Raw genomic sequence first — 24,698 nt, forward strand, 5'->3', positions numbered from 1 at the left:
GAACGCCGTCGAAAAGCGTTGGCCGCGCGCCCGTGAGGACAATGCCGACCGGGATCGGCCGAATAGCCCTTGTGCGACCGGGTAAGTCTTGTTACATGCCCGCCACCGATGGCCTCGCGCCCTTGGTAGACACGGCGTGCGGTCGTGGCGGAATTGGTAGACGCGCAGCGTTGAGGTCGCTGTGGGGCAACCCGTGGAAGTTCGAGTCTTCTCGACCGCACCAGCCTTTCTCATTGGAAATGTTCGAGTTTGGCATCTACGCCGAAGGCCGATTGCATTTTCCCACCAGTTGCATCGAATTTTGCGCCACACGCTTTCAAAATGAAGGCCTGCAGACGATGGCCTCGTTCCTTAAGCGGCGCGGGATGCGGTGGATATTCCACTTCTTTCGACGTGTACCCCCTGACATCGTTGATTTGGTGGGTTTTTCCTTCTGGGAACGATCTCTCAGAACCAGTGACGAACAGGCTGCTGCGATAAAGGCGCGAACCTTGGCAGTGGGGACTGACGAAGTCATTAGCCAGCCCCGTGCAGACGAGATAACGGTTGATCGATCTTGGCCGGCCAGTTCGTAGCGTTGTTTTGCGAGACATCAGCCGAGCGCCGCGACGACGGCGGCAACGATGCCGAGATATCCGTTCGCCTCCCAGGCCGAGCGGCCGATGAAGAGCCCGTCAATGTTGTCGCGGCGCGCGAGGTCCACGCAATTGCCGGGATTGACGCTGCCGCCATAGAGCACGGGCAGCGGGCGGCCGATCAGCGATGCGACCAGCGCCTTGACGTTCGCCTGCTGATCGTCGGCAAAGTCGGGATCGGCCGGCGTCCCCCCTTCGCCGATCGACCAGACCGGTTCGTAGGCCAAGATCACCTCGGCGCCCTCGGTCCATTCCACCTTCGACAGCGCCGCCTCAGTCTGTCGCTTGAGGACGGCGGCCGTTTGGCGGGCTTCGTATTCGGCGCGGGTGTCGCCGATACAAACGAGGGCCGTGAGCCCATGATGGACTGCGGCGGCCGTCTTCAGCCCCACCGTCTCGTCGCTCTCGTTGAAGAATGTCCGCCGTTCGCTGTGGCCGATCTCGACGAGGGTTCCGCCAGCATCCGCGACCTGGATCGGGGAAATCTCGCCCGTCCATGGGCCGGAATCCTGCCAATGGACGTTCTGGGCGCCGACCGTGACACGGGTGCCTTCGAGTGCTTCGGCGACCTGCGTCAGCACGGTGAAGGGCGGGATGACGAAGAGACGTGCGGCGTCGCTTCCGGCCCAGTGGGACGAACGCAGAATATCGCAGAAGGTCGCCGCCTCTGCGCGGGTCTTGTTCATCTTCCAACTGGTGCCGATGAAGGGGCGGGTCGCCATGGAGAGGCTCCTTGAGGACTGTCGCAGAAGGCGATCGTGACAGGCAGAACGCGGATGAAGGCGGTTCAGGCCACCTTGGGTCTTCCGACTTCCGTGTGCGAGGACCAGAACGCAACGGACTCGGCCATCGCCGCGACGACCTCGCGATCGCTCGGCTCGCGTTCGCGGAAGGCCAGTTCCAGGCAGAGCTCGTTATCCGTTCCGCCGCCGGCGCGGATGCTCGCCAGCAACTTGTCCGGTATGATGCGTCCGTCCTCGTTATACACCTTGGTGAAGGGCCAATGCCCGCCCTTGTTCATCGAGCTCTGCTTGATGTGGATGATCGGCGAGGCTTTCGCGAACCGCTCCGCCCAGGCGTAGGGATCGGTGTCTGCGGGATCGGGCGAGGACACGTCGCCATGGTCGATGTCGATCATCGGCTTCAGCGGAATCGGCAGACCGCCTGCGTCGATCCAACGCTGCAACGCGGCGCAATCCTTGAGCGTGTGGCCGAACTCGCGGCCAATCGACATCGGCTCCCAGAACATCGAGGTCAGGCCGCGTCGGGCGGCGTGCTCCGCGACCTCGCGCCAACACTCAAGAGCGACCCGCAGCAGCGCTTCGCGCCGGTCGCGGTCGTCGAAGTCCCGGTAGGTCAGAATGGCGAATTGCGTCCCGATCGCCGGGCAGCCGAGATCGGCGGCGACGTCCGCCAGGGTCTTGAACCAGTCTACATAGTAGGCGCGCACGCCGGCGTCGGGATGACCGAAATGGTTCAGCCGTCCATAGGGCCCGGTCATCATCGATGTGATGGAGACGCCGTTGGCGTCGGCTGCGGCGGCCATCCGCGCTACGATGGGAGAGAGCGTCTTCGCCGGCCAGGACGGGTTGACAAACTCGTGCGTCAACTGGACATGGCCGATGCCGATCTCCGCGGCGATGATCGCGATCAGGTCTTCCGGGTCGGCAAAGCGGTTGACCAGAGGGTTTGTGCTGATCGATAGGGTGAAGGGCATGGAAGCTTCTTCGTAACGGGTGGTTGGAACCGGGCAAAAGCACTGGCGCCCGTGCGATATGAAAAACTATGCATGTGCCGCAATATTTTGCAATTTTCCTTCCGGTGACCTAGCATCTTTCTCGATGTTTCGGCGCTGGCGCCCGCGTGGACCAACCATCCGGCGATGGGGATGGCGCGGGCTGCGCTTTCTGTCGGGCCTCGAACGGTGAAGAAGGAAACGCATATGAAGATCATCATCGGCGGTGATGGCGCGGGGCAACCGCTGGTCAAGGCGGTTGCCGCGTATCTTCGGACCCGCGAGGACGTGGAATTCGACGACGCCAGCGCGGCGCCTGCAAACGCCGACGAGCGCTACGCCGCGACCTCCGAGCGGATCGCCATGGCGATTCTCGACGGCGCATACGACCGCGGAATCTTGTGTTGCGGAACCGGGATCGGCGTCTGCATCTCGGCCAACAAGGTGCCCGGCATTCGCGCGGCGCTGACCCACGACACCTATTCGGCCGAGCGCGCCGTCAAGAGCAACAACGCGCAGATTATCACCATGGGCGCTCGCGTGATCGGACCGGAGCTCGCCAAGGCGATCGTCGAGAAGTTCCTGGATTCGGAGTTCGATCCGCAGAGTTCTTCGGGTGCCAACGTCGCCGCCATGAACTCGCTCGACGACAAGTACCACGCGCGCTGAGCACGCATTATCGACACTGTGGCGGACAGATTGCGACGTGGAAGCCCCGCGGTTCGGTCCGCCGCTGAAACGCCTTGGAACCAGGAGGACGCCGTGCTGAACGAGGCGCCACATCGCCACGACGAAAATGGGGAGGCCGGTCTCGCGGCGCGTGCGGCGTGGCTCTATTTTTCCGGCGGCATGACGCAGGGCCAGATCGCCAAGCGGCTCGGCGTCACCAGCATCAAGGCGCACCGGCTGATCGCGCGCGCCAACCGCGATGGCCTGGTGCGGGTATTCGTCGATGCGGAGGTGGCCGAGTGCCTTGACCTGGAGGAGACGATTCGCCAGCGCTTTGGTCTCGACTTCTGCAGCGTAGCGCCGGATCTCGGCGAAGAGACGCCGCTTCCTCTCAGGGCGCTCGGCATCGCCGGCGCCAACTTCCTGAAAAACGAGATCGAGCGCGGCGAGCACGCCCTCATCGGCGTCGGCCATGGCCGCACGCTCGCCGCCGCGGTCAACGCCATGCCGGCAGTGGCGACCGGACGGACCCGCTTCGTCTCGGTGCTCGGCGGCTTTACCCGCCGTTTCGCCGCCAACCCCTACGATGTCATTCACCGCCTGGCCGAGAAGACCGGCGCTGAAGCCTTTCAAATCCCGCTGCCGACCTTTGCCAATACCGCCGAGGACAAGGCGGTACTTCTCAGCCAGCCTGGCGTCGCGGAAGTGTTCGATCTGGCCTGTTCGGCGCCTTTGGTCTTTGCCGGCATCGGCGATGTGACCGAGGATGCATTCCTGTTCGCCAACAGCATGGTCGGCACCGACGAGATCGGCGAGATTCGCGCGGGCAGGGCGGTCGGCGAACTTCTCGGCCACTACTTCAATTCCGACGGTCAACCGGTCGCGGAAGCTGTCAGCGCCCGGGCGCTGTCCCCGACATTGGCTCATCTTAGCGCATCCCGCGTCGTCGCCCTTGCCGGTGGCGCCGACAAGGTTTCCCCGACCCTCGCCCTCCTGCGCAGCGGCTTTCTCGACGGCTTGGTGACCGACGAGATCACCGCTCGCGCGATTCTGGCAAAGAGCGGCGAGCGGTGACCGCGATACCTCATCGCCCATCGATCATGCCGCGCCCATACGCTCTTGTGTCCGCATAGATTCGCCCCTGACGCGCGCAGAGCGACTTCCACTGGGAGGCGTATTCGGGTCGGGGATAGACCGTCTGGTCGATCGCCGTCATCGCCGCGGCGGCGGTCGGGTAGTTGGGGAACCAGCCAGCGCCGACGGCCGCGACGATGCCGGCGCCAAGCGCCGAGGCTTCCACCGTGCGACTGCGCTCGACCGGCAGGCCGGCGGCGTCGGCAAGCATCTGCAGCCAGAGCCGGCTTTGCGCCCCGCCGCCGATCGCACGGATTCGCTCGAGCGCCAGCCCCTCGGCGGCCATCGCCTGGATTCCGCGGGTGATTTCGGCGGTCAGAGCCTCGATCGCCGCGCGATAGAAATGCGCCCGCCCGTGATTGGCCGACAGGCCGACGATCGCGGCGCGGGCGGCCGGGTCCCAATGCGGGTTCATGACGCCGATGATATGCGGTGTCATGGTCAGTCCCTGCGAGCCGATCGGCAGCTGGGCCGCAGCCTCCTCCAATCGATCGAAGGCCCCGGGGTCGTCGCGCCCCCCGGCGAAATTGTCCACGACCCAATTGACGAAGAAGGCGCCGGCCTTTTGCAGCGCTTCGAGGAAATAGCCCTCGCCGGTCGGGGCCGTCATCGTGCGCCAGTGCAGGTCGGTCGCCGGCGTTGGAGAATAGACCCCGGTGACCGTCGCGGTGCCGAGATTGAGATAGACCGTCCCGGGCTCCATGGCATTGGTGCCGAGGCCGGCGCATTGGCCGTCGCCGCCGCCGGCAAAGACCGGGGTGCCGGGCCGCAGGCCGGTTTGTTGCGATGCCGCCTCGGTGATGGCGCCGACCCGGCTGCCCGGCTTCAACAGATCGGGGAGTTGCTGGCGCCGGACGCCGACACTGTCGAGAATGGGGTCGGACCAGTCCATCGCCGTGATGTCGAAAATGCCGAAGGGGTCGGCGCTCGACCAGCTCGCGGCCTTGCGGCCGGTCAGGCGCCCCGTCAGGAAGGCATGGACGTCGACGATGTGCCGTGCCGCGTCGAGAATGGCCGGGTCGTTCCGCCGCAACCAATCCAGCCGGTAGACGACAGGGATCGTGTCCACCGGCTTGCCGGTCGTGCGGTGCAGCCAGTCGCGGCCCATTTGGTCGGCATAGGCGGCATAGCTGCCGATCGAACGCTCGTCGAGCCAAACCATCGCCGGGCGCAGCGCGCATCCGTCCGCATCGAGAAAAGCCACCGTCTCGCGCTGGTTGGAAATCGCTACCGCGTCCACCGTATCGGCGCCGACCGCCGCGACCGCCGCGCTCACCGAAACCGTCAGCGCGTCCCACCAGTCTTCGCAGTCCTGCTCCGCGTAGCCCGGCTGCGGCGTCGACAACGCGATGGTCGCGCGCCCTTCCGCGACCGCGCGCCCGTCTTCGTCCCAGACGATCGCCTTGGTGCTCTGGGTCGAACTGTCGATGCCGATGACATGCCGTTTCCGGGCCATTTTTCCTCCTCCCGACCTCCGCTCAGTTTTTCCCGCAAGGGTCGCCCCCGTTTTCGGGGAGTGCTCGCGTGCTCGGCTTAGTTCGCCTCCAGAAGAGCCGCCGCCGTGTCGGAATCCGTCACCAGGTGGGTCGCGTATCCCCCGTTGAGCGCCGCCAGAATGGCATCGCGCTTGGCCGGCCCTCCGGCCAAGCATAGGCGAAACGGAACGCTTTTCAGATCAGCGAGCGAAATCCCGACGATGCCGTCATCGATCGGGCAGGGGACCGGGGCGCCGGCCGCGTCGATCAGGCGGCCGATGATCACGGCCTTGGCGCGCCCTTCGGATTGAATCTGCCGCAAGGCAACCGGATCGAGCATGTCGCTTTCGGCGAAGGTGCTTTTCCGACCGAGTTCGCCGACGCCGAACACGACCTTCGTCGCCGATCGGATCAGCGCGAACTGGCGTTCCAGAGACGGTTCGGCGAGAAGCCGGTCGCGCAGGTCCCGGCTCGACAGCACGGCGGGCGCGTGCAGGTTGACGCAGCGGGCGCCGAGCTGGTTGGCCAACAGCGTCGTGCACAGCTCCGGCGAGAAATCGGCCGAACTCGCCGAGCTGCCGGACACCTGGACGATGGTCAGATCCGGTATTCGGCTGGCCTCGGTGGCCCGCGCCGCCGCAAGGATCGTGCGGCCCCAGGCGACGCCGATAATGTCGCCGGGCTCCAGAACGTCGGCCAGCACCCGTGCCCCCGCGGCGCCGATGCGTTGTTCTGCGGGGTGGTTCGGCAGCGCGGGAACGACAGTTGCCGCAACCAGCGCAAATCGCTTCGCCAGCGCCTTGGACAAAGCCGTGCGCGCGACGGCCGCGCTGTCCACCCGAATGGTTACCCGACCGCTTCTCCGCGCTTCCTGGAGGTAGTTGGCTATACTCGCCCGCGAAACACCGAGGCGAGCGGCGACCGCGGCCTGCGTCAGCTCGTCGACATAGTAGAGCCACGCGGCCCAGGTCACGACGTCGTCGAACTCCGGTGGCGGCTTTGGCGTCCCGCGACTCGGGCCGTGAAGGGTTGCAGGCTGATCCATCCGGTCGAAAATGCCATGTCTCTGACTTTTGTCAAACGGTTCTGTCATCTGTTTGACAAATGCGAAACGTCGGTGTCAGATGTCGATAAATGGGAGGCGACATGTCGGACATCCGGGAGCCACGTTCCGTCGACGATGAGCGGAATTGGACGTCGCTCATCGATGAGATCATCGACGGGCGGTGGATCCATCCGGAGACCGGCGCGCCGGCCGCGGTCGATTACGACCGCGTGGTCATCGCAGAGAGTCTGGCGGGACGGGAAGCCGAACTCGTTGACGCGATGAATCTCGGCGGCCGGATCGCTCTGATCGCCGACGCGGCTACATTTGCGGCGCTGGGCGATCGTGTCGCAAAGGCGCTGGTCGGATGGGACGTCACCGTCATCCTGCTCGATGATCCCCATGCGGACATGGCCCATATCGCCGCGCTCAGGCTGCGGCTCACAGGATTCGACGGCGCTATCGCGGTCGGCTCCGGCACCGTCAACGACCTGGTCAAATACGTCGTCGCGGAAGACAAGCGGCCCTATTGCGTCTTCGGCACCGCCGCCTCCATGAACGGCTACACCTCCTCGACCGCCTCCATCACGCTGGACAGCGGATTGAAGGTGTCGTTGCCCTCGATCGCGCCGCGCGGCTTCTTCGTCGATCTGGGCGTGGCGGCGGTGGCGCCGCGGCGACTGGCGGCAGCCGGCTTCGGCGATTGCCTGGCGCGTTCGGTCGCGCAAATCGACTGGTGGATCTCGCACCGGCTGCTTGGCACCGAATACCAGCAGGTGCCCTACACCATCCAGGAAGCCGATGAGCGCGAACTGAACGCCCGCGCCGCCGGTATAGCAGCCGGAGATATGGAGGCCATCGGCTATCTCTACCGCGTCCTGACGCTGTGCGGCCTAGGAATCGCCTTTACCGGCGTCTCCCATCACGGCTCCATGGGCGAGCATCAGATCTCCCATTACATCGACTGTTTTGCCGGCGACCGGCATCCCGGCACGCTGCATGGCGAACAGGTCGGCGTCGCCTCGCTGACCATGGCGCGGCTGCAGCAGCGCATCCTCGCCTCCGACACGCCGCCGACGGTGCGCCCGACCCGTATCGACGAGGCCGACATGGTCCGGCGGATGGGCCCCGAGATCGCCGTCCAATGTCTGGAGGAATATCGCAAGAAGGCGCTCGACCAGGCAGGCGCGGACCGGCTCAACGCCCGTATGATCGAGATATGGTCGCAGCTTCGGCAGGAATGTCTCGGCTTTGCGATCCCGGCGGACGAGATGGAGCGACTGCTGCGGGCCGCGGGCGGCGCCACCACTGCGGGCGAACTCGGCGTGCCGGTGACTTTCTATCGCGAGGCGGTGCTCCATTGTCGCGAGATGCGCAATCGCTTCTCGGTCCTCGACATCGCGGACGACGCCGGTCTCCTGGCCGATTTCGCGGCGGGGGAGCGTTGACGATGCGCCCGATCTCGCAGATGCCCTCGGACGTGGCCGCTTCGATCATCGGCATCTTTGCCGACATCGACGATACGTTGACGACGGACGGACGGCTTCCGGCGGCGTCCTACGCCGCGCTGGAGGCGCTGCATGACGCCGGGCTGTTCGTCGCGCCCATCACCGGCCGGCCGGCAGGCTGGTGCGACATGGTCGCCCGCTTCTGGCCGGTGACGGGCGTCGTCGGCGAGAACGGCGCCTTCTATTTCGCCCATGACGGGGCGCAACGGCGGATGCGCCGCACCTTCTTCGCGAGCGATTTCGAGCGCGCCGCCAACCGCAAGCGGCTCGAAGCAATCGGCCGGCGGATTCTCGTGGAGGTGCCGGGCGCAGCGATCTCCGCCGATCAGCTCTACCGGGAAGCCGATCTCGCCATCGACTTCTGCGAGGATGTCGCACCGCTTGGAAAGGCCGATATCGCCCGGATCAAGACGATCTTCGAGGAGGAGGGCGCGGTCGCGAAAATCTCCTCGATCCACGTCAATGGCTGGTTCGGCGACTATGACAAGCTGTCGATGACCCGGCGCTTCGCGGCCGAGATTCTGGGCATCGACCTCGAGGCCGAGAAGCATCGGATCGTCTTTGCCGGCGACAGCCCCAACGACGCGCCGATGTTCGGCTTCTTTCCTAACAGCTGCGGGGTTGCCAACGTCCTCGATTTCACCGGCGAGATGGATGCCGATCCGGCCTTCGTCGCCGCGCGCGCGGGCGGCGAGGGCTTCGTCGAGATCGCCGACGTCATCCTGTCGGCCCGCGATCGGAACGAGGGCAAGGCGCGGCACAGGGAGGCGGCCGATGCGCGATAGCGAGCGGGCTTTGCGGCAGAAGATCATCGATCTCTGCCTGGAGATGAACCGGAACGGCATCAACCAGGGCACGTCCGGCAACATTTCGGCGCGCCACGGCGATGCGATGCTTTTGACCCCGAGCGCCACGCCCTATGAGGAGCTGACGCCGGAGAAGATCGTTTTCATGCCCCTCGATGGCGACGGCACGGACTGGTCGGGACCGCTGAAGCCGTCGACCGAATGGCGCTTTCATCGCGACATCCTGCGCGCGCGTCCCGATGCTGGGGCGGTCGTCCATGCCCATCCGACCTTCGCTACCACGTTGGCGATCACCCGCCGCGCGATTCCCGCCTGTCATTATATGGTCGCGGTGTTCGGCGGCACCGACGTCCGTTGCTCGGGCTACGCTCGCTACGGCACACCGGAACTCTCCCACGAGGCGCTGACGGCCCTCGAAGGCCGAACGGGATGCCTGCTCGCCAACCACGGCGCCATTACCATCGGCAGCGATCTCGACAAGGCGATGTGGCGCATGGTCGAATTGGAGACGCTGGCCAAGCAGTATCATCACAGCCTCCAGCTCGACGGCGGTCCGGTGATCCTCAGCGACGTCGAAATCGCGGAGGTGCTGGAGGGATTCGGCAGCTACGGCCTGCAGTCTCGCAAGGAAGCGTCGAAGCGATGAGGACGCGCGCCGCGATCCATTTCCGCTACTCCATCCACCGCGCGGCCTTGCGACTTGTGTGCCGTTCGCCGTGGGCCGGCGGCCGCCGGGCGGGGAGGTCGTGCGCTTGACCCCGTCGCCCGATCTTGTCCGCCGCACCGTCATCTCGGACCACCCGCTGCCGTGGCTCCTGCCGCTGATCGCGCTTCTCGTGGTCTTCACCATCTTTCCGCTGATCTACAATATCTGGCTGAGCTTCCACGAATTCGTCCCGCGCCGGCGGGTGCTGGAATATGTCGGCGGACAGAACTGGGTGCAGCTGTGGGAGGATAGTCGTTTCTGGCAGTCGCTCGGCGTGACCTTTCTCTACTTCATCATCGCGCTGGTCTTCGAACTGGCGCTCGGCATGGGAATCGCGCTGTTGCTCGACTCCGACGAGCCGGGCTTCGGCATCCTACGCGGTCTCTTGACGATGGCTCTGGTCGTCCCGCCCGCGATCGTGGGCATGATGTTTCTCCTGATGGAGGATTCGCAGTTTGGCGTGCTGACCTTCTTCCTCCAGATGATCGGCGTCCTCAGCCCTGAAACGCCGATCCTGTCGACGCCGTCGCTGGCGCTCGCCGGCGTGCTGCTTGCCGAGATCTGGCAGTGGACGCCGTTCATGGTGCTGATCCTCCTGGCCGGTCTGCGCGCGCTTCCCACCGAGCCCTACGAGGCCGCGATGATCGATGGCGCGAGCCCCATCCAGACCTTCGTGCGGCTGACCCTGCCGATGATGTCCAAGGTGATTGCCATCGCCGTCCTGATCCGCGGCATCGATCTGTTCCGGGTGTTCGACTACGTCTTCGTGATGACCTCGGGCGGGCCGGGCACCGCCACTTACACGCTCAGCCTCTATGCCTGGCAGCAGACCTTCTCCTTTATCAAATGGGGATACGGCGCGACGCTCAGCCTGGTCACGCTCGCGATCATCCTGGTTCTCGCCAATCTGTTCATCAAGCTCGCGAAGGTGAAGTGGTGATGCAGACCGCGTTTTTCCCACGGATGCTCCGCATTCTTTTCGCCTGGGTCGTGGTGGGGCTGTTCTTCTTCCCCATCTACTACTGGACGAGCGTGGCGTTCCGCGACGGCCGCGACATCTTCTCGCGCCCGCCGATCGTCTTCGACTTCGCTCCGACGCTCGACAATTTCCAGAAGGTCTTCGGCATCACTTTCGGCGATGGCGGTCGCCTGACCGTGACGCCGGGCGGCGGCAATTTCTTCATGGGCCCGCGGCTGTGGGATTCAATCGTCATTGCCACCGGTTCAACGCTGCTGGCGCTGGTCATCGCGACACTCGCGGCCTATGCGCTGTCGCGCATCCAGTTCCGCGGCCGTCATGCCTTCGTCGGCTGGGTGCTGTCGACGCGCATGATGCCGCCGGTCGCCGTCGCGATCCCGATGTTCTTCATGTACAAAACGCTCGGCCTGCTGGACACCTATCTCGGCATGATCCTCATCCACGCGCTGATGAACCTGCCACTAGCCGTGCTCTTGATGAAGAGCTTCTTCGACGACATCCCGGCCGAGATCGACGAAAGCGCCATCATCGACGGGGCAAGCCGCTGGCTGATATTCCGCCGCGTGGTCCTGCCGATGGCGCGCGGCGGCATCGCCGCGACGGCGGTTCTCTGCTTCATTTTTTCCTGGACGGAATTCCTGTTCGCGCTGACGCTGACCCAGACCGACATCAAGACGGTCCCGGTGGTCTCGACGACCTTCGTCACCTCGGTCGGAACCGCCTGGGGCAACATGGCGGCGCTCGGCGCGGCCGCGATCGTTCCCGCCTTCATCTTCGTGCTGGCGGTGCAGAAGCATCTGGTGCGCGGCCTGACGATGGGCTCGCTCAAGCAGTAATCCGCGTCCGCCTCCGAGGAGGGAGGCGGTGCGGCGCATACCCGCGAAGACAGGCGGGCCCCAACTGTCGCTAACGGAGGAGAACGAGACCATGAAAGACTGGCAGCGCAAGAATTATCTGGCGTCGGTGACCGACCGCTACGTCAATGGCCGGATGGACCGGCGCAGCTTCCTTCGCTCGGCCGGCAAGCTCGGCCTTTCGGTCGGCGCGCTCGGCATGGGCTTCGGCATGGGCAACGGCCGGCCGTTCCTCAACCTCGCCCCGTCGGCCTTCGCGCAGGATTCGCTAGAGCCCTCGGCGGAAATGATGAAATGGCTGGCCGATGTCGGCAAGCCCTTCGCCGGGACGACACTTCGCCTCGCAACGGAGTCGACGCCGCCTTCCAACGCCATCGCCAACAGCCTGAAGGGCTATTTCGAGGAGGCGACCGGTATCAAGGTGGAGATCGAGGTGCTGCCGCTGGAGCAGGTGCTGCAGAAGCTGACCCTCGACGTCGCCTCGGGCCTCGGCACCTACGACCTCTATTACATCGATCAGAGCTGGGCGGCGAGCTTCAGCCAGGATGTCTTCGATCCGCGCGAGCAATATGAGGAAAAGCCGGACCTCGCCTATCCCGACTATAATATGGATGATTTCCTGCCAGCGCTGGTCGACGGCATCGCCAAATACGAAGATCGCTGGGTGGGCGTTCCCTACGATATCCCGATCTTCATCATGCAGTATCGCAAGGACATCTATGACGAGCTCGGCCTGAAGGCGCCGGAAACGATGGACGAGCTTCTCACCAACTCCAAGGCGATCACCGACGCCAAGGGGCCGGAGATGTACGGCACCTCCGGGCAGATGAAATCCGGTCACTACAGCCTGGAATGCGACTGGACGGCTTGGCTGTGGGGCCATGGCGGCCAGATTTTCGATGCCGACAACAACTTCGCCGGCAACAACGAGGCCGGCCTCGCGGCGATGGAGTACTGGGACAAGCTGAAGGCGACGATGCCGCCGGGCGTCGATGGCTGGACGTGGGACGGCCAGGGCCAGTCGGTCAGCCAGGGTGTGGCGGCGTCGATGCTCTCCTGGGGCGAGTTCTTCCCGTTCTTCGACGATCCGAAATCGGGCAAGATTTCCGGCCTGATGGAAGCCGCGATTCCGCCGAAGGCGACGAGCCTCATCACGCCGGACAAGACCGGTTTCGGCGAGATTCCGGGTGTCGGTCACCAGGGGGGGTCGAGTCTCGCGGTGTCGAAATACTCCAAGAGCCCGGACGCCGCATGGGTGTTCATGCAGTGGGCGACATCGGCTGACACCCAGGCGCTGATAACCGTCCTCGGCGGCGGTACGGGACCGACCCGCGCCAGCGTCTACGACGATCCACGGGTGCTCGCCAACGCCAAGGTCGGCGCCGGCACCACCCGGCATCTGCCGGTCGTGCGTGAGACGATTGCGAAATACATGGGCTCCGAGCCCGATCTGCCGGAATGGGCGGAAATCTCCAGCGACACGATCCCGGTCGGGCTCGGCCGCTACTTCGCCGGCGAGTTCGATACTCCGAAGGCCGCGATGGACGAGATCGCCGCCAACGTTTCCTCGGTCCTCAAGGGCTGAGGCGACAAAGGCCGTCCGCCGCGCCGCTCCCGCGCGGCGGCCGGCCCATCCCCAGATAAGCAGAAACGGGACGAAGCTGCATGGCCGACAAACCCCTTATCGCCATCACAGGAGCCAGCTCCGGCATCGGCGAGGCAACGGCGCGGGTCTTTTCCGAGGCCGGCTACCCATTGCTGTTGATGGCGCGGCGTATGGACCGGATGGAGGCGCTCGGCCTGCCGAACGCCGTCCTGGCCAAGGTGGACGTGCGCGACCGTGACGCGATCAAGGCGGCGGTCGCCGAGGGCGAGGCGAAATTCGGGCCGGTTGACCTGATGTTCGCCAATGCCGGTGTCGCCCATCTCGCCGACATCGCCACCCAGCCGCCGGAGGAATGGGACGCGATGATCGATATTAACACCAAGGGCATGATGAACACCGTCCATGCCGTGATGAATGGCATGATGCAGCGTCAGCGCGGCACCCTGGTGATGATGAGCTCGATCGCCGGTCGCAAGATCTACCCCGACCATACCGTCTATTGCGGCACCAAGTTCTTCGTCCACGCCGTCTCGGAAAGTCTCAGGGAATATCTGTCCGGCTACAATGTCCGCGTGCAGGTGATCTCGCCCGGCGTGATCGAGACCGAGGTATTGTCGGGCGTCAACGATCCCGACACGCTCGCCGCCTACAAGGCCAACAAGGTCGCGATCGGCGGCGGAATCGGGCCGGAGCATGTCGCCGACCTGATCCTGACGACCTACCGGATGCCGCAAAACACGCTGGTGCAGGAAATCGTCCTGACGCCGACCCGCCAGCGCTACTGAAGCGTCCGCCTCACATCGCTACCCCCAAAGGAAGCCCGTTTTCATGTCCAGTGTCGAATACAAGAACATCGGGAAATCCTTCGGCTCGGTCGAGGTGATGAGGGACATCTCGTTCCGCATCGAGGATCACCAATTCGTCGTGCTCCTGGGGCCGTCGGGTTGCGGGAAGACGACGCTCTTGCGCATGACGGCCGGCCTCGAGGCCATCTCCGCCGGCGACCTCGAAATCGGCGGACGGCGCGTCAACGACGTACACCCGCGCGACCGTGATATCGCCATGGTCTTCCAGAACTACGCGCTCTACCCGACCATGCGGGTCTACGACAACATCGCCTTCAGTCTGGAGGTCGCCAGGAAGCCGAAGGCGGAGGTCAGAAAAAAGGTCGAGTGGGCGGCTGAGGTCCTCAATCTGACGGACTATCTCCATCGTTTTCCCAAGGAACTGTCCGGTGGCCAACGCCAGCGTGTCGCCATGGGGCGGGCGATGGTGCGGGACGCGGGCGTGTTCCTGTTCGACGAGCCCCTCTCCAATCTCGACGCCAAACTGCGCGCTCACATGCGTCTGGAAATCCGCCAGCTCCACGACCGGCTGAAGGCGACGACGGTCTATGTCACCCACGATCAGATCGAGGCAATGAGCATGGCCGACATCATCGTTCTGATGCAGGGCGGTCGGATCGTCCAGATGGGCACGCCGGACCAGATCTACGAGAAGCCGAACTCGATCTATGTCGCCGACTTCATCGGTTCACCCTCGATGAACTTCATCGACGGGGAGATCGCCGCCAGCGCCGACGGCTCGGTCTTTCAGGCTCCGGGCGTCCACGTCCCGCTGCCGGCGTACGCCACGGCCCGACCCGGCCAGAAGGTGCTTCTCGGCGTGCGCCCGAACGATCTGGCGGTTTCCGAGGACGGCCCGATCCGCGGCAAGGTGATCCTTTCGGAAACCACCGGCGCCGACGTGCAGCTGCATGTCGAGGTCGACGGGAGGGACACGATCGTCGTCGTGCCCCGCGCCGAACGCCGCCAGTCCGGCACGCATGTAGGGCTGACGGTTGCGGAAAGCGCCATCCACCTGTTCGACAAGGCGACGGAAAAGCGGGTCGTCTGATCGCGCGAGCGTAATGGCGGCTCCGGTTTCTCCCGCGTGCCGGCGCCGAGGTCGCGTTTCCGGTTGACCTAGGGGGCGCTTGCCGCCTCGGCCTCACCACCGAAGACAGGCAAGATGATGTTCGATGGTGAGGCCCTTTTCCGCGACTCGTGAGGCGATCACGCTTTCGTCCGTCTCCGCCAGAATACCCGTGCGCACGAGCGCCTTCGCCGCGCCGAAGGCTGCGGCGCCGGCCATGTCGTGGTCGATGCTGTCCCCGATGCAAAGGATGCGCGGCCTCTGGACGGTGGCGATAAGCGCGTGGGCGGCCGCGTAGATCTCGCTATAGGGCTTGCCGACGAAGGTGACGACGCCGCCGAGCGCCGTGTAGCGGTCGGCGATCGCCCCGGCAGCCGGCACGAGACCTTGCGGCGTCAGCATCTGCCGGTCGGGATTGGTGCAGATGCAGGGAACGCCCCGCCTTGCGGCGGGCCGCATGCGCTCTTCGTATTCGGTCATCGCGATGTGGTCGGCCTGGCTGCCGGCGATCACCACGAGATCCGCCGCGTCCGCCGCCTCGACGGATGTGCAGCCGAGCCGGTCCGACAGATTGCTGTCGCCGGGGCTCGACAGGGTCAGGCAGCGGATCCGCCGGTCTTGCGGCAGCCGGATCGCGCCATCCTCGCACAGCCGGATGGCGACGTCGCCGGAGGTGACGCAGGCAAGATAGCTGGATCGCGCAATGCCGAGGCGAGCCAGACGGGCCTCGTTGAAGGCCGCCGGCCGGCCGGAATTGGTGACGAAAAGCACAGGCTTGCCGAGGCCGGCAAGCGCGTCCACCGCCGCGGCCGCGCCGGGATAGGCGTGGGTGCCGTCGTGGACGACGCCGAATTGGTCGAGGAAGAACGCATCGTACCGGCCGGCGATATCGCGAAGTCTGTCGAACCGCATGACGTCGCCGGTCATGGGACCGCGCTCGGGCTAAGGGTCAGTCGCGCCGCGATCGGCATTCCGACGGCTTCGATCCAATCGGGCCATGCCTGGGCGGATGCGTCGTAGTCGGTCTTCAGTACGTTGTTGGCGACGCGGATCCCGGATGTGCCGACGTCGATGCGGATCGCGACGGCGCGCGTCGACTGGACGGCGGTCCCGTTCATGCGGCGTCCGGTGTGGGGGTGCCCGGTCGGTCGAGTGCCTGCCGGTATGTCTCCGCTTCCCAGTGGGTGAGATGATGGACATCGCGCTCGCTCAGCGGATGCAGGGCGACGTCCGAGGGGATCCGGGCCGCCACATCGGCGAGGCAGCCGACGAGGGCTTCGCCCCCGGCGGTCAGCCGTTCGTGGACCAGGACGCCGACGCCGCGCACCAGAAGCAGGCTCGGCGCCGGATGCGGCCCGGCCTCCCGCGATGCCAGGAATTCTTGGATCGCGGCGGCGTCGGGCGTGACGGTACCGATCGTCTCGCCGAGGAAGATCACGTGGTCGGGATAGAGTGGGCCGGCGAGGGCGACCCGTAGCGAATCCGGATCGCGCGCCAGATGATGGACGCTGTGGTCGGATGGCAGACGGTAAGGCGTGTCGGCGGCGAGGTTCGCAAGCGTCTCTGTATCAAACGATTTGGCCGCCGGGCGCGGCGGGATCGCCAGTGCGGCAACGACCGAATCCAGGCGTTCGGCGGCGTCCGCGACGTTGGTTCCGGCGACGATCAGCCCATGATTGCCGAGGATCAAGATGGCGATCCGGTCGGAAGCGATGCGCGCGACCTGCCGGGCCAGCGGAACGCCCGGTCGGCAGTAAGGGATGTATGCGAAGCGGCCGTCGAAGCCGGCCTCGGTCAGCCGCTCCGCGATCCGCGCCTCCGCGTCTTGGGTGACGGCATGGGCGATGGTGTTCACACAGTGGACATGCAGGACGACCGGCTGTGGCATCGCGGCGTGGACCGCCGTCTCGATCGATGGCCTGAGCTCGCTGGCGGACAGCTCCGAGGCGACGAAATCGGTGGCCTTCTCGGCGCGGGCATCGCCGGCGCGCAAGGCGTCGAGGAGCGGGGCGATTCGTACCGGCACGAAGATGTCGCGCGTTTCGGCATCGGCGAGCCACGTGCCGGATGCCTTCACCCACAGGATGCCGTCCCGCTTCAGGGAGGTGTTGCCGCCGGCGGCCTGGGTCAGCGTCCTGTCCCGCCCGATCGCGCGCGACAGGCGCCGCAAAGCGCCCAGCCCGTCGCCGATCGCGGTCCCAGGCTGTTGGTTCGTTCGGTCAATCAACGCTTTTTCCGATCCTTTCGTCCGCATATCGCGGCTCGGCCTGGTCTCGATCCGGTGCCTCGGCGGTACGCCGCGTCCGCGCGGCCAGGAAGTCGCGCACGGCCTGGCGTTCGCTGTCGGCCAGAGCGAGGCCGTGCTTGGTCCGCCGATCGAGGATATCCTCGGCCGTCTTCGCCCATTCGGTCTCGATCAGATAGTCGATCTCGCGTTCGTGGAGGGTTCCGCCGAAGTGCCGGCCCAGATCCGCCAGGCTCCTTGCGGAACCCAGCAAGACCTTTGCCCGCGTTCCATAGAGCCGGGCATAGTGGTGGGCGAGGGGGCGGGGAAGCCACGGGTGGCCGGCTCTGAGGCCGGCCTCGAAACTTTCGAAATCCGCGTTCGCCATGTCGCCGCCCGGCAGCGGAATGTCGTGCGTCCAGGCGGCGCCCATCCCCGGGAAGAAAGGCTTCAGCCGGTCAAGCCCGCGTTCGGCGAGTTCGCGGTAGGTGGTGATCTTGCCGCCGAAGATGGAAAGCATCGGTGTCTTGCCGTCCGCCGCGTCAATGTCGAAGACATAGTCGCGCGTCACCGCCGAGGGGTTGTCCGCATCGTCTTCCAGCAGCGGGCGCACGCCGGAGAAGGAATGGAGGACGTCGGCGCGGGTCAACGGCGCCTTGACGTAGCGGTTCACCGCGTCGAGGAGGTAGGTGATCTCGCTTTCCTCGACCGCGACGTCGCCAGCATCTCCCTCATAGGCAAGATCGGTGGTGCCGATCAACGCCTTATCGCCCTGATAGGGATTGACGAAGATCACGCGCTTGTCGGTGTTCTGGAAGAGATAGGCCTGGCTGCCGTCCCAGAATTTCGGCGTCACGATGTGGCTGCCCTTGACCAGCCGCACCCGCCGCGTCGAGTTCGCCCCGATGACGTTCGCGAGCACCGTGTCGACCCAGGGACCGGCGGCGTTGACGAGGCCGCGCGCCGAGACGCGGTAGGTCTCGCCGTCTTCGCCACGGAGCGTCGCCCGCCAGACGTCGCCGTCGCGCGTCGCCGAAACCGCGGTGGTGCGGGTGAGAATCGTCGCGCCGCGCTCCCCGGCGTCGAGAGCGTTGAGGACGACCAGCCGCGCGTCGTCCACCCAGCAGTCGGAATATTCGAAGCCCCTGGCGTAGCGGTCCTGGATCGGCGCGCCTTCCGTCTCGGTCCGAAGATCGATGCTTCGGGTTGCCGGCAGCTTTCTGCGGCCACCGAGATGGTCGTAGAGGAAAAGGCCAAGGCGGATCAGCCAGGCGGGGCGCTGCTCGGGCGAATGCGGCAGGACGAAGCGCATCGGCCAGATGATGTGCGGAGCGGCGCGCAGCAGCACCTCGCGCTCCCTAAGCGCCTCGCGGACCAGGCGAAATTCGTAATATTCGAGGTAGCGCAGGCCGCCATGGACCAGCTTTCCCGAACGCGAACTGGTGCCCTCGGCCAGGTCACCCTTCTCGCACAGTACAACGGAAAGCCCCCGGCCCACGGCATCGCGGGCGATACCGGTGCCGTTGACGCCACCGCCGATGACCAGAATGTCTACGGTGCCAAGGTCTCGCAACATGCCGATCTCAGGCCGTCCTGCTGCGGTCGTCGGACAAGACCATGGTGGTGTCTCCTGTTGCTGCCAATGCTTCCCGCGCGATCGGCGGGTCAGCAGGGGTTGACGGGCGGTTCGCCGGCCAGATACCGGCGCACCTCCTCGGCCGCCTGGTCGGCGGCGAACTTGACGGTCTTGAGCGATGCGCCCGCGATGTGTGGCGTCAGCGTGACATTTGGAAGCTTCAGGAGCGGCCAATCTTCCGGAACCGGCTCAACGGCGAAGGTTTCCAGCATCGCGCCGCGCAAATGGCCGCGACCGAGCGCTTGGGCCAGGGCGTCGTAATCGACCAGCGGCCCGCGGGCGGTGTTGACGAAGGTGGCGTCCTTTTTCATCCGGGCGAGGGCCGCGGCGTCGATGAAGCCGGTGGTCTCCTCGGTGACCCGGGCGTGCAGGGTAACGACGTCCGACTCGTCGAGCAGCCGCTCCAGCCCGACCAGTTCGACGCCGTCCCGCGCGTCCTGGGGGGACAGCTGCACATAGGGATCGGTGACGAGGATTCGGCAGCCGAAGGCCTTCAGGAGCTTGACGACCCGCGTGCCGATCGCCCCGTAGCCGACCACGCCGACCGTCATCTCCGATAGTTCCCGTCCCGTGGTGTCGGCGCGATAGAGATCGCCGCGCCAGTCGCCGCCGCGCAGCGCGTCGTGCCCGCGGGAGATGTTGCGGGTCTCGGCCAGGATCGCGCCGAGGGTGAACTCGGCGACCGCACTGGCGTTGCGGCCTGGCGTGTTGACCACGGTGACGCCCCGTTCGCGTGCCGCCGCCATGTCGATATTGACCGGTCCGCCACGCGAGACTGCGACAAATTTCAGGTGGGGCAGTCGCGCGAACATGTCGCGAGAGAGGGGGGCGAGGTGGGTGACGAGCAGCTCGGCCTCGCCGATCATCGCCAGCGTCGCTTCGGCGCCGCCCTGGTATTCCTTGAGGCCGTCCATCCCCTGGACGGCATAGCCATGCTCCATCGGCTCGTCCGGCCAAGGCAGCCGATGCAGCACCATCTCCGGGACCGCCTTGTTGGCCGCCGTGATGGCCTCGGCGAAGACTTCGGGCAACATGAAATTGTCGCCGATGATCGCGATGCGCGTCGCCATTATGCCGCCTTCCTCGCCCGGTCAGCCCGATCGCGGATCGCCGCGAGTCGTGTCCAGATTGGCGGGAGTTGTTCTCGAATCTCGCGGTAGAGGCCGAACGCCGAATCATAGAGCGGCCTCAACGCGGCGTCAGGCAGCGTCGGCTCCGAGAACCGGCCTCGGGTCCACACGGCGGTGCATTCCTCGATCGAGGCAAAGAAGCCGCGATTGACGGCGGCGATCATCGCCGCGCCGGCCGCGCCCGCTTCCTCGCGCTCGACCGTCCTCACCGGGCACCCAAGGACGCTGGCCAGAAACAGGCGCATGGCGCGGGAGCGGCCTGCGCCGCCGGTGAGCTTGATCTCGTGCGGCACGCCGCCGGTCCCCTCGAAGCAGTCGCGCGCGGCGAAGGCGAGACCTTCGAAGACCGCGCGCATCAGGTCGTCGAAGCTGGCCCCGTAGTGCAGGCCGGTGAATTGCGCGCGAGCCAGCGGTTCCATGAACGGTCCGCGTTCGCCGGCTTCCGAAATGTACGGATGATAGATGGCCGAGACCGGCTCGGCCGCCAGGACGCGGTCGTCGAGATGCGCCATAAGCTGGCCGCGATCGCGTTCGACCCCCTCGCTCTGGAGAAATTTCCACGCGAGTCCGACGATCCAGTCGATGTTCAGCGTCGCCGCCATGTTCGACTGAAACTGGACGAGGCCCTGCTCGGCGGGGAGCGGCATGACGTAGCCGCTGCGCATGTCGTTGAGGACGATCTCTTCGGCGCTTCGGACGTGGCGCATGTGGACGCCGGTCGAGCCGAGAATCGAGCAGCCGGTGCCAGGCGTCTCGCCGACGAGGCCGCTGCCGACGCCGGTCGCGACGATGTCGACATAGCCGAGGACGATCGGGACGCCGCGAGGAAGCCCGGTCGCGTCCGCGACGGCGCGGAGCAGCGGATGCGACGTCGTGCGGCCGTCGACGATCGGGGGCAGCAGCCGCGCCTCTCCATCGAGGCCCAAGTTTCCGATCACCGCGTCGCTGTAGCGGCGGGTACGGAAATCACCGAAGGTGAACGACGCCTCGGACGGGTCGGTGGCCCGCTCGCCGGTCATATTGAAATAGAGCCAGTCCTTGCAATGGAACGCGGTCGTCGCGCGCGCCAGTCTCTCCGGATGCCGCCGCTTCATGACCAGCAGCTGGACGCTCTGCTGGCAGGTGTTGATGCCGGTCCCCGTGCGTTCGTAATGCTCCCGGTGTCGTTCGCTTGCCGCGAATTCTCGGGCGATCTTGCCGCCGCGGCCGTCGAGCCAGAGCCAAGCGGGGCCGACGGGCAGTCCGTTCGCGTCGATCAGCCATGTGCCGTCGCCTTGGCCGGTGATCGCGACCGCGGCGATCGCCGTCGCCCGTTCGCCGAGCTGAGCCGTCAGATCCTTCAGCGTCGCCACGGCGTCGGCCCAGGTTGCGGCCATGTCCTGTTCGACGCTGCCACCTTCCCCCGAAGAATACGTGTTCTTGCGCGAGGCGACCGCGATCTGCTCGCCGTCGGTGGTGAAGGCGACGGATTTGAGCACCGAAGTGCCGGCGTCGATGCCGATCAGGATGGATTCCACCGTCATCCCTCTACCTGCCTCCCGGAAAGGCGGTGACCGTGCGCCAAGGCTTCGCCGCTCGCCGCGAAGACGTGCAGCTTCTCGGCCGGCACGTCGACCGAGAGCGCATCGCCGACCTTTCCGGGGCACCGACCGTCGAGGGTCGCGACGATAACGCCGCCGGCAAACTCCGCCTCCAGATGGGTCTGGTCGCCGATCCACTGGTTCGAGACGACCCTGGCCTGGCTCTCGCCACCGCCGACATGGACGTCATGGGGACGGATGCCGATGACGATCTCCGACAGCGACTGGATCGCAGCGCGCACCGGGGCGGTGACCGCATCGGCCGAATAGCCGAGCACTTCGCCATCTTCCCCGCCGTCGCCGGTCTTGCGGAAGGAAACGCGACCGTCGGCAAAGACGGGCCGCACGCGGTAGACGTTCATCGGCGGCTCGCCGATGAAGGTGCCGACATAAAGGTTGGCGGGCCTCTCCTTCAGTTCTTTCGGCGAGGCGAATTGTTGCAACTCGCCGCCTTCCATCACGGCGATCCGGTCGGCCAGCGCATTCGCCTCGGTCTGGTCGTGGGTGACGAGAACGGCGGTCATGTCGTGTTCGCGCAGATACCGTTTCAGCCGTCCGCGCAGGACGGTGCGCAGCTGCGGCTCGAGCTGGCCCATCGGCTCGTCGAGGAGATAGACGTCGGCCTTGCGCACCAGCGCCCGGCCGAGGCTCGCCCGCTGCTGCTGCCCCGCCGACACGGTCGAAGGATAGCGGTCGAGGTGGACCCCGAGTTCGAGCATCCGGGCGATATCGTCGACCCGGCGCTTGCTTTCCGCCGCGTCGAGCCGCTCCGATTTCAGAGCGAAGGCGATGTTCTCGCGCAGCGTCAGCGGCGGGTAGAGTGAATAGCCCTCGAAGGCCATGGCAACGTTGCGGTCCGAGGGCCGCAATTTGTGGATCGGTCTGCCGTCGATCAGGATTTCGCCCGTCGTCACCTCCTCGAAACCGGCGATCATGCGCAATGTCGAGGTCTTGCCGCAGCCGGACGAGCCAAGCAGCGCGACGATCTCGCCAGGCTTGATTTCGATGTCGAAGTCGCGGACGGCGTAGATCGGGTTCTTGGCCTTCGCGGCATAGATCTTGTTGACGCCGCGCAGCGATACCGAAGCGCTCATGCCGCCTCCCTTTGGGCCTGAGGCAAGATGCGCCGACCGCTGGCGCGGTCAAACAGAAGGATCGAGGACGGCGCGATCCGGACCGGGACGCGCGCGCCCTCCGTCGCGGCAATCTCACCGGCGTCCTGCGAGGCGTACAGTTCCTGACCGTCATCGGTGACCAGGAGGCGCACCAGCCGGTCGTTGAGCGGCAGCAGCGCCGCCACCCGCGTCGCGATGCCGTCAGCACCGCCGGAGCCGACGAAATCGATGTTCTCCGGCCGAACGCCAAGCATGACGTCGCTTCCCACGACCGTCTGGTATTCGCGGCCGATCGGCAGACGGTTGCCGCCGAACACGGCCACCGGCCCCGAGGCGCCGGCTTCGACCCGGCATTCGAAGATGTTGATGCCCGGATCGCCGAACAGCCTTGCGACCTCGACGGTCGCCGGCCGGTCGTAGATGTCCTCCGGCGTGCCCACCTGCACGAAGTGGCCGCTCATCAGGACCGCGATGCGGTTGCCGAGCGCCATCGCCTCCCGATAGTCCTGCGTCACGTAGAGCACGGTGGAGCCGAAGCGTTCGAGGAGCCTGGGCAGTTCCAGCCGCATCTCGAAGCGCAACTTGGCGTCGACGTTGCGCAGCGGGTCGTCGAGAAGCAGCAGTTTCGGCGCCGCGACGAGGGCCCGGGCGAGGGCGGTGCGCTGCTTCTGGCCGTTGGACAGCGCGCGAGGCGCATGATCGAGCACATGATCGATCTTCAAGAGCCTGGCGATCCGATCGACGCTCTCGGCGACTTTCTCCGCCGTCGTGCGGTGCGCACGAAGCGGGCTGGCGATGTTCTCGAAGGCGGTCATGTGCGGAAAAAGCGCGAAATTCTGGAACGCCATGCCCACCGCCCGACGTTCGGGGGCGACGCCGATCATGTCCTCGCCATCGATGAGGAGTTCGCCTTCTTCGGGCTCCGTCATCCCCGCGATCAGCCTCAGAAGAACGGTCTTGCCGGCACCGGACGGGCCGAAGATCGCCACCGTCTCGCCGTCCGCCACGCTGAGCGAAATGTCGTCGAGGACGGTTTCCTTGCCGTAGCGCTTGGTGACGTGGTCGAGGGTCAGCGTGGCCATGAGATCACCCTTTCACCGCGCCGAGCGACAGGCCCTCGACGAGATAGCGCTGGGCGAACAGGGCAAGAGCCAGGGTCGGCGTGATCGACAGGACGATCGCCGCCGCAATCTGGCCGTACTGGATGCCGGAGGCGGTGACGAAGGCGAGCGCGCCGACGGTCACCGGTTGCTTGTCGGCCGAGGCCAGCACCAGCGCGAAGACAAAGTTGTTCCACGCGAAAATGAAGGAGAGCAGGGCGGCGGCCGCGATGCCCGGCATAGCCAAGGGGATCGAGATTTTCATGAACGTCTTCGCCCAGGAATGGCCGGCGATGCGGTAGGCGCCCTCGATGTCCGGGCTGATATCCTCGAAATAGCCGCGCACGATCCACAGGATCAGCGGCAGGGTGATCAGCTGGTAGACCCAGATCAGGCCGATATAGGTGTTGGCGAGGCCGATCGCCTGGAAATAAAGGGTCAGCGGCAAGAGAACGAGCAGCGGTGGAGCGAATTTGAAGGACAACAGCGTGAAGGCGATGTCCTCGGAAAAGCGGAATTTGTAGCGGGCGAAGGCATAGGCTGCGGGAACGCCAAGGACCAGTGACAGGGCGACCGAGGACACCGACAGAATGACCGAGTTCCAAAGGTTGCTCATGAAGGCGATGTCGAGGGAACCAGCCGCGGTCCGCAGCTTACCGGTGATCAGCGCCGTGTAATTGACCAGCGTCGGCTCGAAGAACGGGCTCGGCGGAATGCGCAGCACCTGCTCGTTGGTCTGGAATGACATCAGGATGATCCAGACGATCGGGAACATGAAGAAGATCAGGACGAGGCTGATCAGGACGATCCTGACCGTGCGCTCGAGGGGGCTGACGCGATCCATGGC

Annotated in this window: 24 protein-coding genes and 1 tRNA gene; 12 read left to right on the top strand and 13 right to left on the bottom strand. The window is 65.7% G+C overall.

Annotated elements, in window-relative coordinates:
- Positions 1–138 precede the first annotated feature (138 nt).
- Positions 139–223, top strand: a tRNA-Leu gene (locus VQ045_RS00295).
- A gap of 142 nt (positions 224–365) precedes the next feature.
- The gene (locus tag VQ045_RS21930; protein WP_442873807.1) at positions 366–575 is read left to right on the top strand and encodes a DUF6538 domain-containing protein; all 210 of its coding nucleotides are present in this window, start codon (positions 366–368) and stop codon (positions 573–575) included.
- Positions 576–592: 17 nt separating this feature from the next.
- Here the strand turns inward: VQ045_RS21930 and VQ045_RS00305 are convergent, their stop codons facing one another.
- Together VQ045_RS00305 and VQ045_RS00310 are read right to left on the bottom strand one after the other, a co-directional pair.
- Positions 593–1,357, bottom strand: a complete 765-nt coding sequence (locus tag VQ045_RS00305; RefSeq protein WP_327646361.1) for a triose-phosphate isomerase — start codon at positions 1,355–1,357, stop codon at positions 593–595.
- Between the two features lie 65 nt (positions 1,358–1,422).
- Positions 1,423–2,352 carry a sugar phosphate isomerase/epimerase family protein gene (locus VQ045_RS00310; protein ID WP_327646362.1) on the bottom strand — a complete coding sequence of 310 codons (930 nt, stop codon included), beginning with the start codon at positions 2,350–2,352 and terminating at the stop codon, positions 1,423–1,425.
- 225 nt (positions 2,353–2,577) lie between these two features.
- Between VQ045_RS00310 and derI the strand changes: the two genes are divergently transcribed.
- A complete protein-coding gene (derI, locus tag VQ045_RS00315; RefSeq protein ID WP_327624090.1) occupies positions 2,578–3,039 on the top strand; it encodes a D-erythrulose-4-phosphate isomerase in 462 nt (153 codons plus the stop codon).
- A gap of 180 nt (positions 3,040–3,219) precedes the next feature.
- Positions 3,220–4,113 carry a sugar-binding transcriptional regulator gene (locus VQ045_RS00320; protein WP_331828903.1) on the top strand — a complete coding sequence of 298 codons (894 nt, stop codon included), beginning with the start codon at positions 3,220–3,222 and terminating at the stop codon, positions 4,111–4,113.
- Between the two features lie 10 nt (positions 4,114–4,123).
- Here the strand turns inward: VQ045_RS00320 and VQ045_RS00325 are convergent, their stop codons facing one another.
- Positions 4,124–5,629, bottom strand: a complete 1,506-nt coding sequence (locus VQ045_RS00325; RefSeq protein ID WP_331828780.1) for an FGGY-family carbohydrate kinase — start codon at positions 5,627–5,629, stop codon at positions 4,124–4,126.
- Positions 5,630–5,706: 77 nt separating this feature from the next.
- Complete coding sequence (locus tag VQ045_RS00330) at positions 5,707–6,621, bottom strand: sugar-binding transcriptional regulator (protein WP_331828781.1); 915 nt, start codon at positions 6,619–6,621, stop codon at positions 5,707–5,709.
- Positions 6,622–6,794: 173 nt separating this feature from the next.
- Here VQ045_RS00330 and VQ045_RS00335 point away from each other — a divergent pair, with 173 nt between their 5' ends.
- The 8 genes from VQ045_RS00335 (at position 6,795) to VQ045_RS00370 (ending at position 15,048) form a co-directional block, all read left to right on the top strand.
- Positions 6,795–8,141: a sn-glycerol-1-phosphate dehydrogenase gene (locus VQ045_RS00335; protein ID WP_331828782.1), complete on the top strand. Its 1,347-nt coding sequence runs from the start codon at positions 6,795–6,797 to the stop codon at positions 8,139–8,141.
- Positions 8,142–8,143: 2 nt separating this feature from the next.
- A complete protein-coding gene (locus VQ045_RS00340) occupies positions 8,144–8,986 on the top strand; it encodes an HAD-IIB family hydrolase (RefSeq protein ID WP_331828783.1) in 843 nt (280 codons plus the stop codon).
- Positions 8,976–9,653 carry a class II aldolase/adducin family protein gene (locus VQ045_RS00345; RefSeq protein WP_331828784.1) on the top strand — a complete coding sequence of 226 codons (678 nt, stop codon included), beginning with the start codon at positions 8,976–8,978 and terminating at the stop codon, positions 9,651–9,653. The genes VQ045_RS00340 and VQ045_RS00345 overlap by 11 nt, the downstream gene beginning before the upstream one ends.
- Before the next feature lie 106 nt (positions 9,654–9,759).
- The gene (locus tag VQ045_RS00350) at positions 9,760–10,653 is read left to right on the top strand and encodes a carbohydrate ABC transporter permease (RefSeq protein ID WP_331828785.1); all 894 of its coding nucleotides are present in this window, start codon (positions 9,760–9,762) and stop codon (positions 10,651–10,653) included.
- On the top strand, positions 10,653–11,528 hold the full coding sequence (locus tag VQ045_RS00355; protein ID WP_327624097.1) for a carbohydrate ABC transporter permease: 876 nt from the start codon (positions 10,653–10,655) through the stop codon (positions 11,526–11,528). The genes VQ045_RS00350 and VQ045_RS00355 overlap by 1 nt, the downstream gene beginning before the upstream one ends.
- A gap of 91 nt (positions 11,529–11,619) precedes the next feature.
- A complete protein-coding gene (locus VQ045_RS00360; protein ID WP_331828786.1) occupies positions 11,620–13,131 on the top strand; it encodes an ABC transporter substrate-binding protein in 1,512 nt (503 codons plus the stop codon).
- Between the two features lie 80 nt (positions 13,132–13,211).
- Complete coding sequence (locus VQ045_RS00365; protein ID WP_331828787.1) at positions 13,212–13,937, top strand: SDR family oxidoreductase; 726 nt, start codon at positions 13,212–13,214, stop codon at positions 13,935–13,937.
- Positions 13,938–13,980: 43 nt separating this feature from the next.
- A complete protein-coding gene (locus tag VQ045_RS00370; protein ID WP_331828788.1) occupies positions 13,981–15,048 on the top strand; it encodes an ABC transporter ATP-binding protein in 1,068 nt (355 codons plus the stop codon).
- 93 nt (positions 15,049–15,141) lie between these two features.
- Here the strand turns inward: VQ045_RS00370 and VQ045_RS00375 are convergent, their stop codons facing one another.
- The 9 genes from VQ045_RS00375 to VQ045_RS00415 all read right to left on the bottom strand — a co-directional run bounded on the left by VQ045_RS00375 (position 15,142) and on the right by VQ045_RS00415 (position 24,695).
- Positions 15,142–15,993 carry a TIGR01459 family HAD-type hydrolase gene (locus VQ045_RS00375; protein WP_331828789.1) on the bottom strand — a complete coding sequence of 284 codons (852 nt, stop codon included), beginning with the start codon at positions 15,991–15,993 and terminating at the stop codon, positions 15,142–15,144.
- Positions 15,990–16,184 carry a hypothetical protein gene (locus VQ045_RS00380; RefSeq protein WP_331828790.1) on the bottom strand — a complete coding sequence of 65 codons (195 nt, stop codon included), beginning with the start codon at positions 16,182–16,184 and terminating at the stop codon, positions 15,990–15,992. Before VQ045_RS00380 ends, VQ045_RS00375 begins: the two co-directional genes overlap by 4 nt.
- Positions 16,181–17,293, bottom strand: coding sequence for a class II aldolase/adducin family protein (locus tag VQ045_RS00385; RefSeq protein WP_331828791.1), 1,113 nt, complete (start codon positions 17,291–17,293; stop codon positions 16,181–16,183). Before VQ045_RS00385 ends, VQ045_RS00380 begins: the two co-directional genes overlap by 4 nt.
- Positions 17,286–18,863 (bottom strand): glycerol-3-phosphate dehydrogenase, encoded by a 1,578-nt coding sequence (locus VQ045_RS00390; RefSeq protein ID WP_331828904.1) that lies wholly within the window; start codon positions 18,861–18,863, stop codon positions 17,286–17,288. The genes VQ045_RS00385 and VQ045_RS00390 overlap by 8 nt, the downstream gene beginning before the upstream one ends.
- Positions 18,864–18,955: 92 nt before the next feature.
- The gene (locus VQ045_RS00395) at positions 18,956–19,996 is read right to left on the bottom strand and encodes a 2-hydroxyacid dehydrogenase (protein WP_327624105.1); all 1,041 of its coding nucleotides are present in this window, start codon (positions 19,994–19,996) and stop codon (positions 18,956–18,958) included.
- The gene (locus VQ045_RS00400; RefSeq protein ID WP_327624106.1) at positions 19,996–21,579 is read right to left on the bottom strand and encodes an FGGY-family carbohydrate kinase; all 1,584 of its coding nucleotides are present in this window, start codon (positions 21,577–21,579) and stop codon (positions 19,996–19,998) included. Before VQ045_RS00400 ends, VQ045_RS00395 begins: the two co-directional genes overlap by 1 nt.
- Positions 21,576–22,730 carry an ABC transporter ATP-binding protein gene (locus VQ045_RS00405; protein ID WP_327624107.1) on the bottom strand — a complete coding sequence of 385 codons (1,155 nt, stop codon included), beginning with the start codon at positions 22,728–22,730 and terminating at the stop codon, positions 21,576–21,578. Before VQ045_RS00405 ends, VQ045_RS00400 begins: the two co-directional genes overlap by 4 nt.
- Positions 22,727–23,833 carry an ABC transporter ATP-binding protein gene (locus tag VQ045_RS00410; protein WP_327624108.1) on the bottom strand — a complete coding sequence of 369 codons (1,107 nt, stop codon included), beginning with the start codon at positions 23,831–23,833 and terminating at the stop codon, positions 22,727–22,729. Before VQ045_RS00410 ends, VQ045_RS00405 begins: the two co-directional genes overlap by 4 nt.
- A gap of 4 nt (positions 23,834–23,837) precedes the next feature.
- Positions 23,838–24,695, bottom strand: coding sequence for a carbohydrate ABC transporter permease (locus VQ045_RS00415; RefSeq protein ID WP_331828792.1), 858 nt, complete (start codon positions 24,693–24,695; stop codon positions 23,838–23,840).
- Positions 24,696–24,698 lie beyond the last annotated feature (3 nt).

This window comes from Aurantimonas sp. E1-2-R+4 (assembly GCF_036549515.1).
Taxonomy (GTDB): Bacteria; Pseudomonadota; Alphaproteobacteria; order Rhizobiales; family Rhizobiaceae; genus Aurantimonas; species Aurantimonas coralicida_A.

What these genes read in the sequence shown, in the direction of transcription:
- VQ045_RS21930 (WP_442873807.1), top strand. Translation starts at nt 366, where the DNA reads ATGCGGTGGATATTCCACTTCTTTCGACGTGTACCCCCTGACATCGTT.
- VQ045_RS00305 (WP_327646361.1), bottom strand. Translation starts at nt 1,357, where the DNA reads ATGGCGACCCGCCCCTTCATCGGCACCAGTTGGAAGATGAACAAGACC.
- VQ045_RS00310 (WP_327646362.1), bottom strand. Translation starts at nt 2,352, where the DNA reads ATGCCCTTCACCCTATCGATCAGCACAAACCCTCTGGTCAACCGCTTT.
- derI (WP_327624090.1), top strand. Translation starts at nt 2,578, where the DNA reads ATGAAGATCATCATCGGCGGTGATGGCGCGGGGCAACCGCTGGTCAAG.
- VQ045_RS00320 (WP_331828903.1), top strand. Translation starts at nt 3,220, where the DNA reads ATGACGCAGGGCCAGATCGCCAAGCGGCTCGGCGTCACCAGCATCAAG.
- VQ045_RS00325 (WP_331828780.1), bottom strand. Translation starts at nt 5,629, where the DNA reads ATGGCCCGGAAACGGCATGTCATCGGCATCGACAGTTCGACCCAGAGC.
- VQ045_RS00335 (WP_331828782.1), top strand. Translation starts at nt 6,795, where the DNA reads ATGTCGGACATCCGGGAGCCACGTTCCGTCGACGATGAGCGGAATTGG.
- VQ045_RS00340 (WP_331828783.1), top strand. Translation starts at nt 8,144, where the DNA reads ATGCGCCCGATCTCGCAGATGCCCTCGGACGTGGCCGCTTCGATCATC.
- VQ045_RS00345 (WP_331828784.1), top strand. Translation starts at nt 8,976, where the DNA reads ATGCGCGATAGCGAGCGGGCTTTGCGGCAGAAGATCATCGATCTCTGC.
- VQ045_RS00355 (WP_327624097.1), top strand. Translation starts at nt 10,653, where the DNA reads ATGCAGACCGCGTTTTTCCCACGGATGCTCCGCATTCTTTTCGCCTGG.
- VQ045_RS00360 (WP_331828786.1), top strand. Translation starts at nt 11,620, where the DNA reads ATGAAAGACTGGCAGCGCAAGAATTATCTGGCGTCGGTGACCGACCGC.
- VQ045_RS00365 (WP_331828787.1), top strand. Translation starts at nt 13,212, where the DNA reads ATGGCCGACAAACCCCTTATCGCCATCACAGGAGCCAGCTCCGGCATC.
- VQ045_RS00370 (WP_331828788.1), top strand. Translation starts at nt 13,981, where the DNA reads ATGTCCAGTGTCGAATACAAGAACATCGGGAAATCCTTCGGCTCGGTC.
- VQ045_RS00375 (WP_331828789.1), bottom strand. Translation starts at nt 15,993, where the DNA reads ATGACCGGCGACGTCATGCGGTTCGACAGACTTCGCGATATCGCCGGC.
- VQ045_RS00380 (WP_331828790.1), bottom strand. Translation starts at nt 16,184, where the DNA reads ATGAACGGGACCGCCGTCCAGTCGACGCGCGCCGTCGCGATCCGCATC.
- VQ045_RS00395 (WP_327624105.1), bottom strand. Translation starts at nt 19,996, where the DNA reads ATGGCGACGCGCATCGCGATCATCGGCGACAATTTCATGTTGCCCGAA.
- VQ045_RS00400 (WP_327624106.1), bottom strand. Translation starts at nt 21,579, where the DNA reads ATGACGGTGGAATCCATCCTGATCGGCATCGACGCCGGCACTTCGGTG.
- VQ045_RS00405 (WP_327624107.1), bottom strand. Translation starts at nt 22,730, where the DNA reads ATGAGCGCTTCGGTATCGCTGCGCGGCGTCAACAAGATCTATGCCGCG.
- VQ045_RS00410 (WP_327624108.1), bottom strand. Translation starts at nt 23,833, where the DNA reads ATGGCCACGCTGACCCTCGACCACGTCACCAAGCGCTACGGCAAGGAA.
- VQ045_RS00415 (WP_331828792.1), bottom strand. Translation starts at nt 24,695, where the DNA reads ATGGATCGCGTCAGCCCCCTCGAGCGCACGGTCAGGATCGTCCTGATC.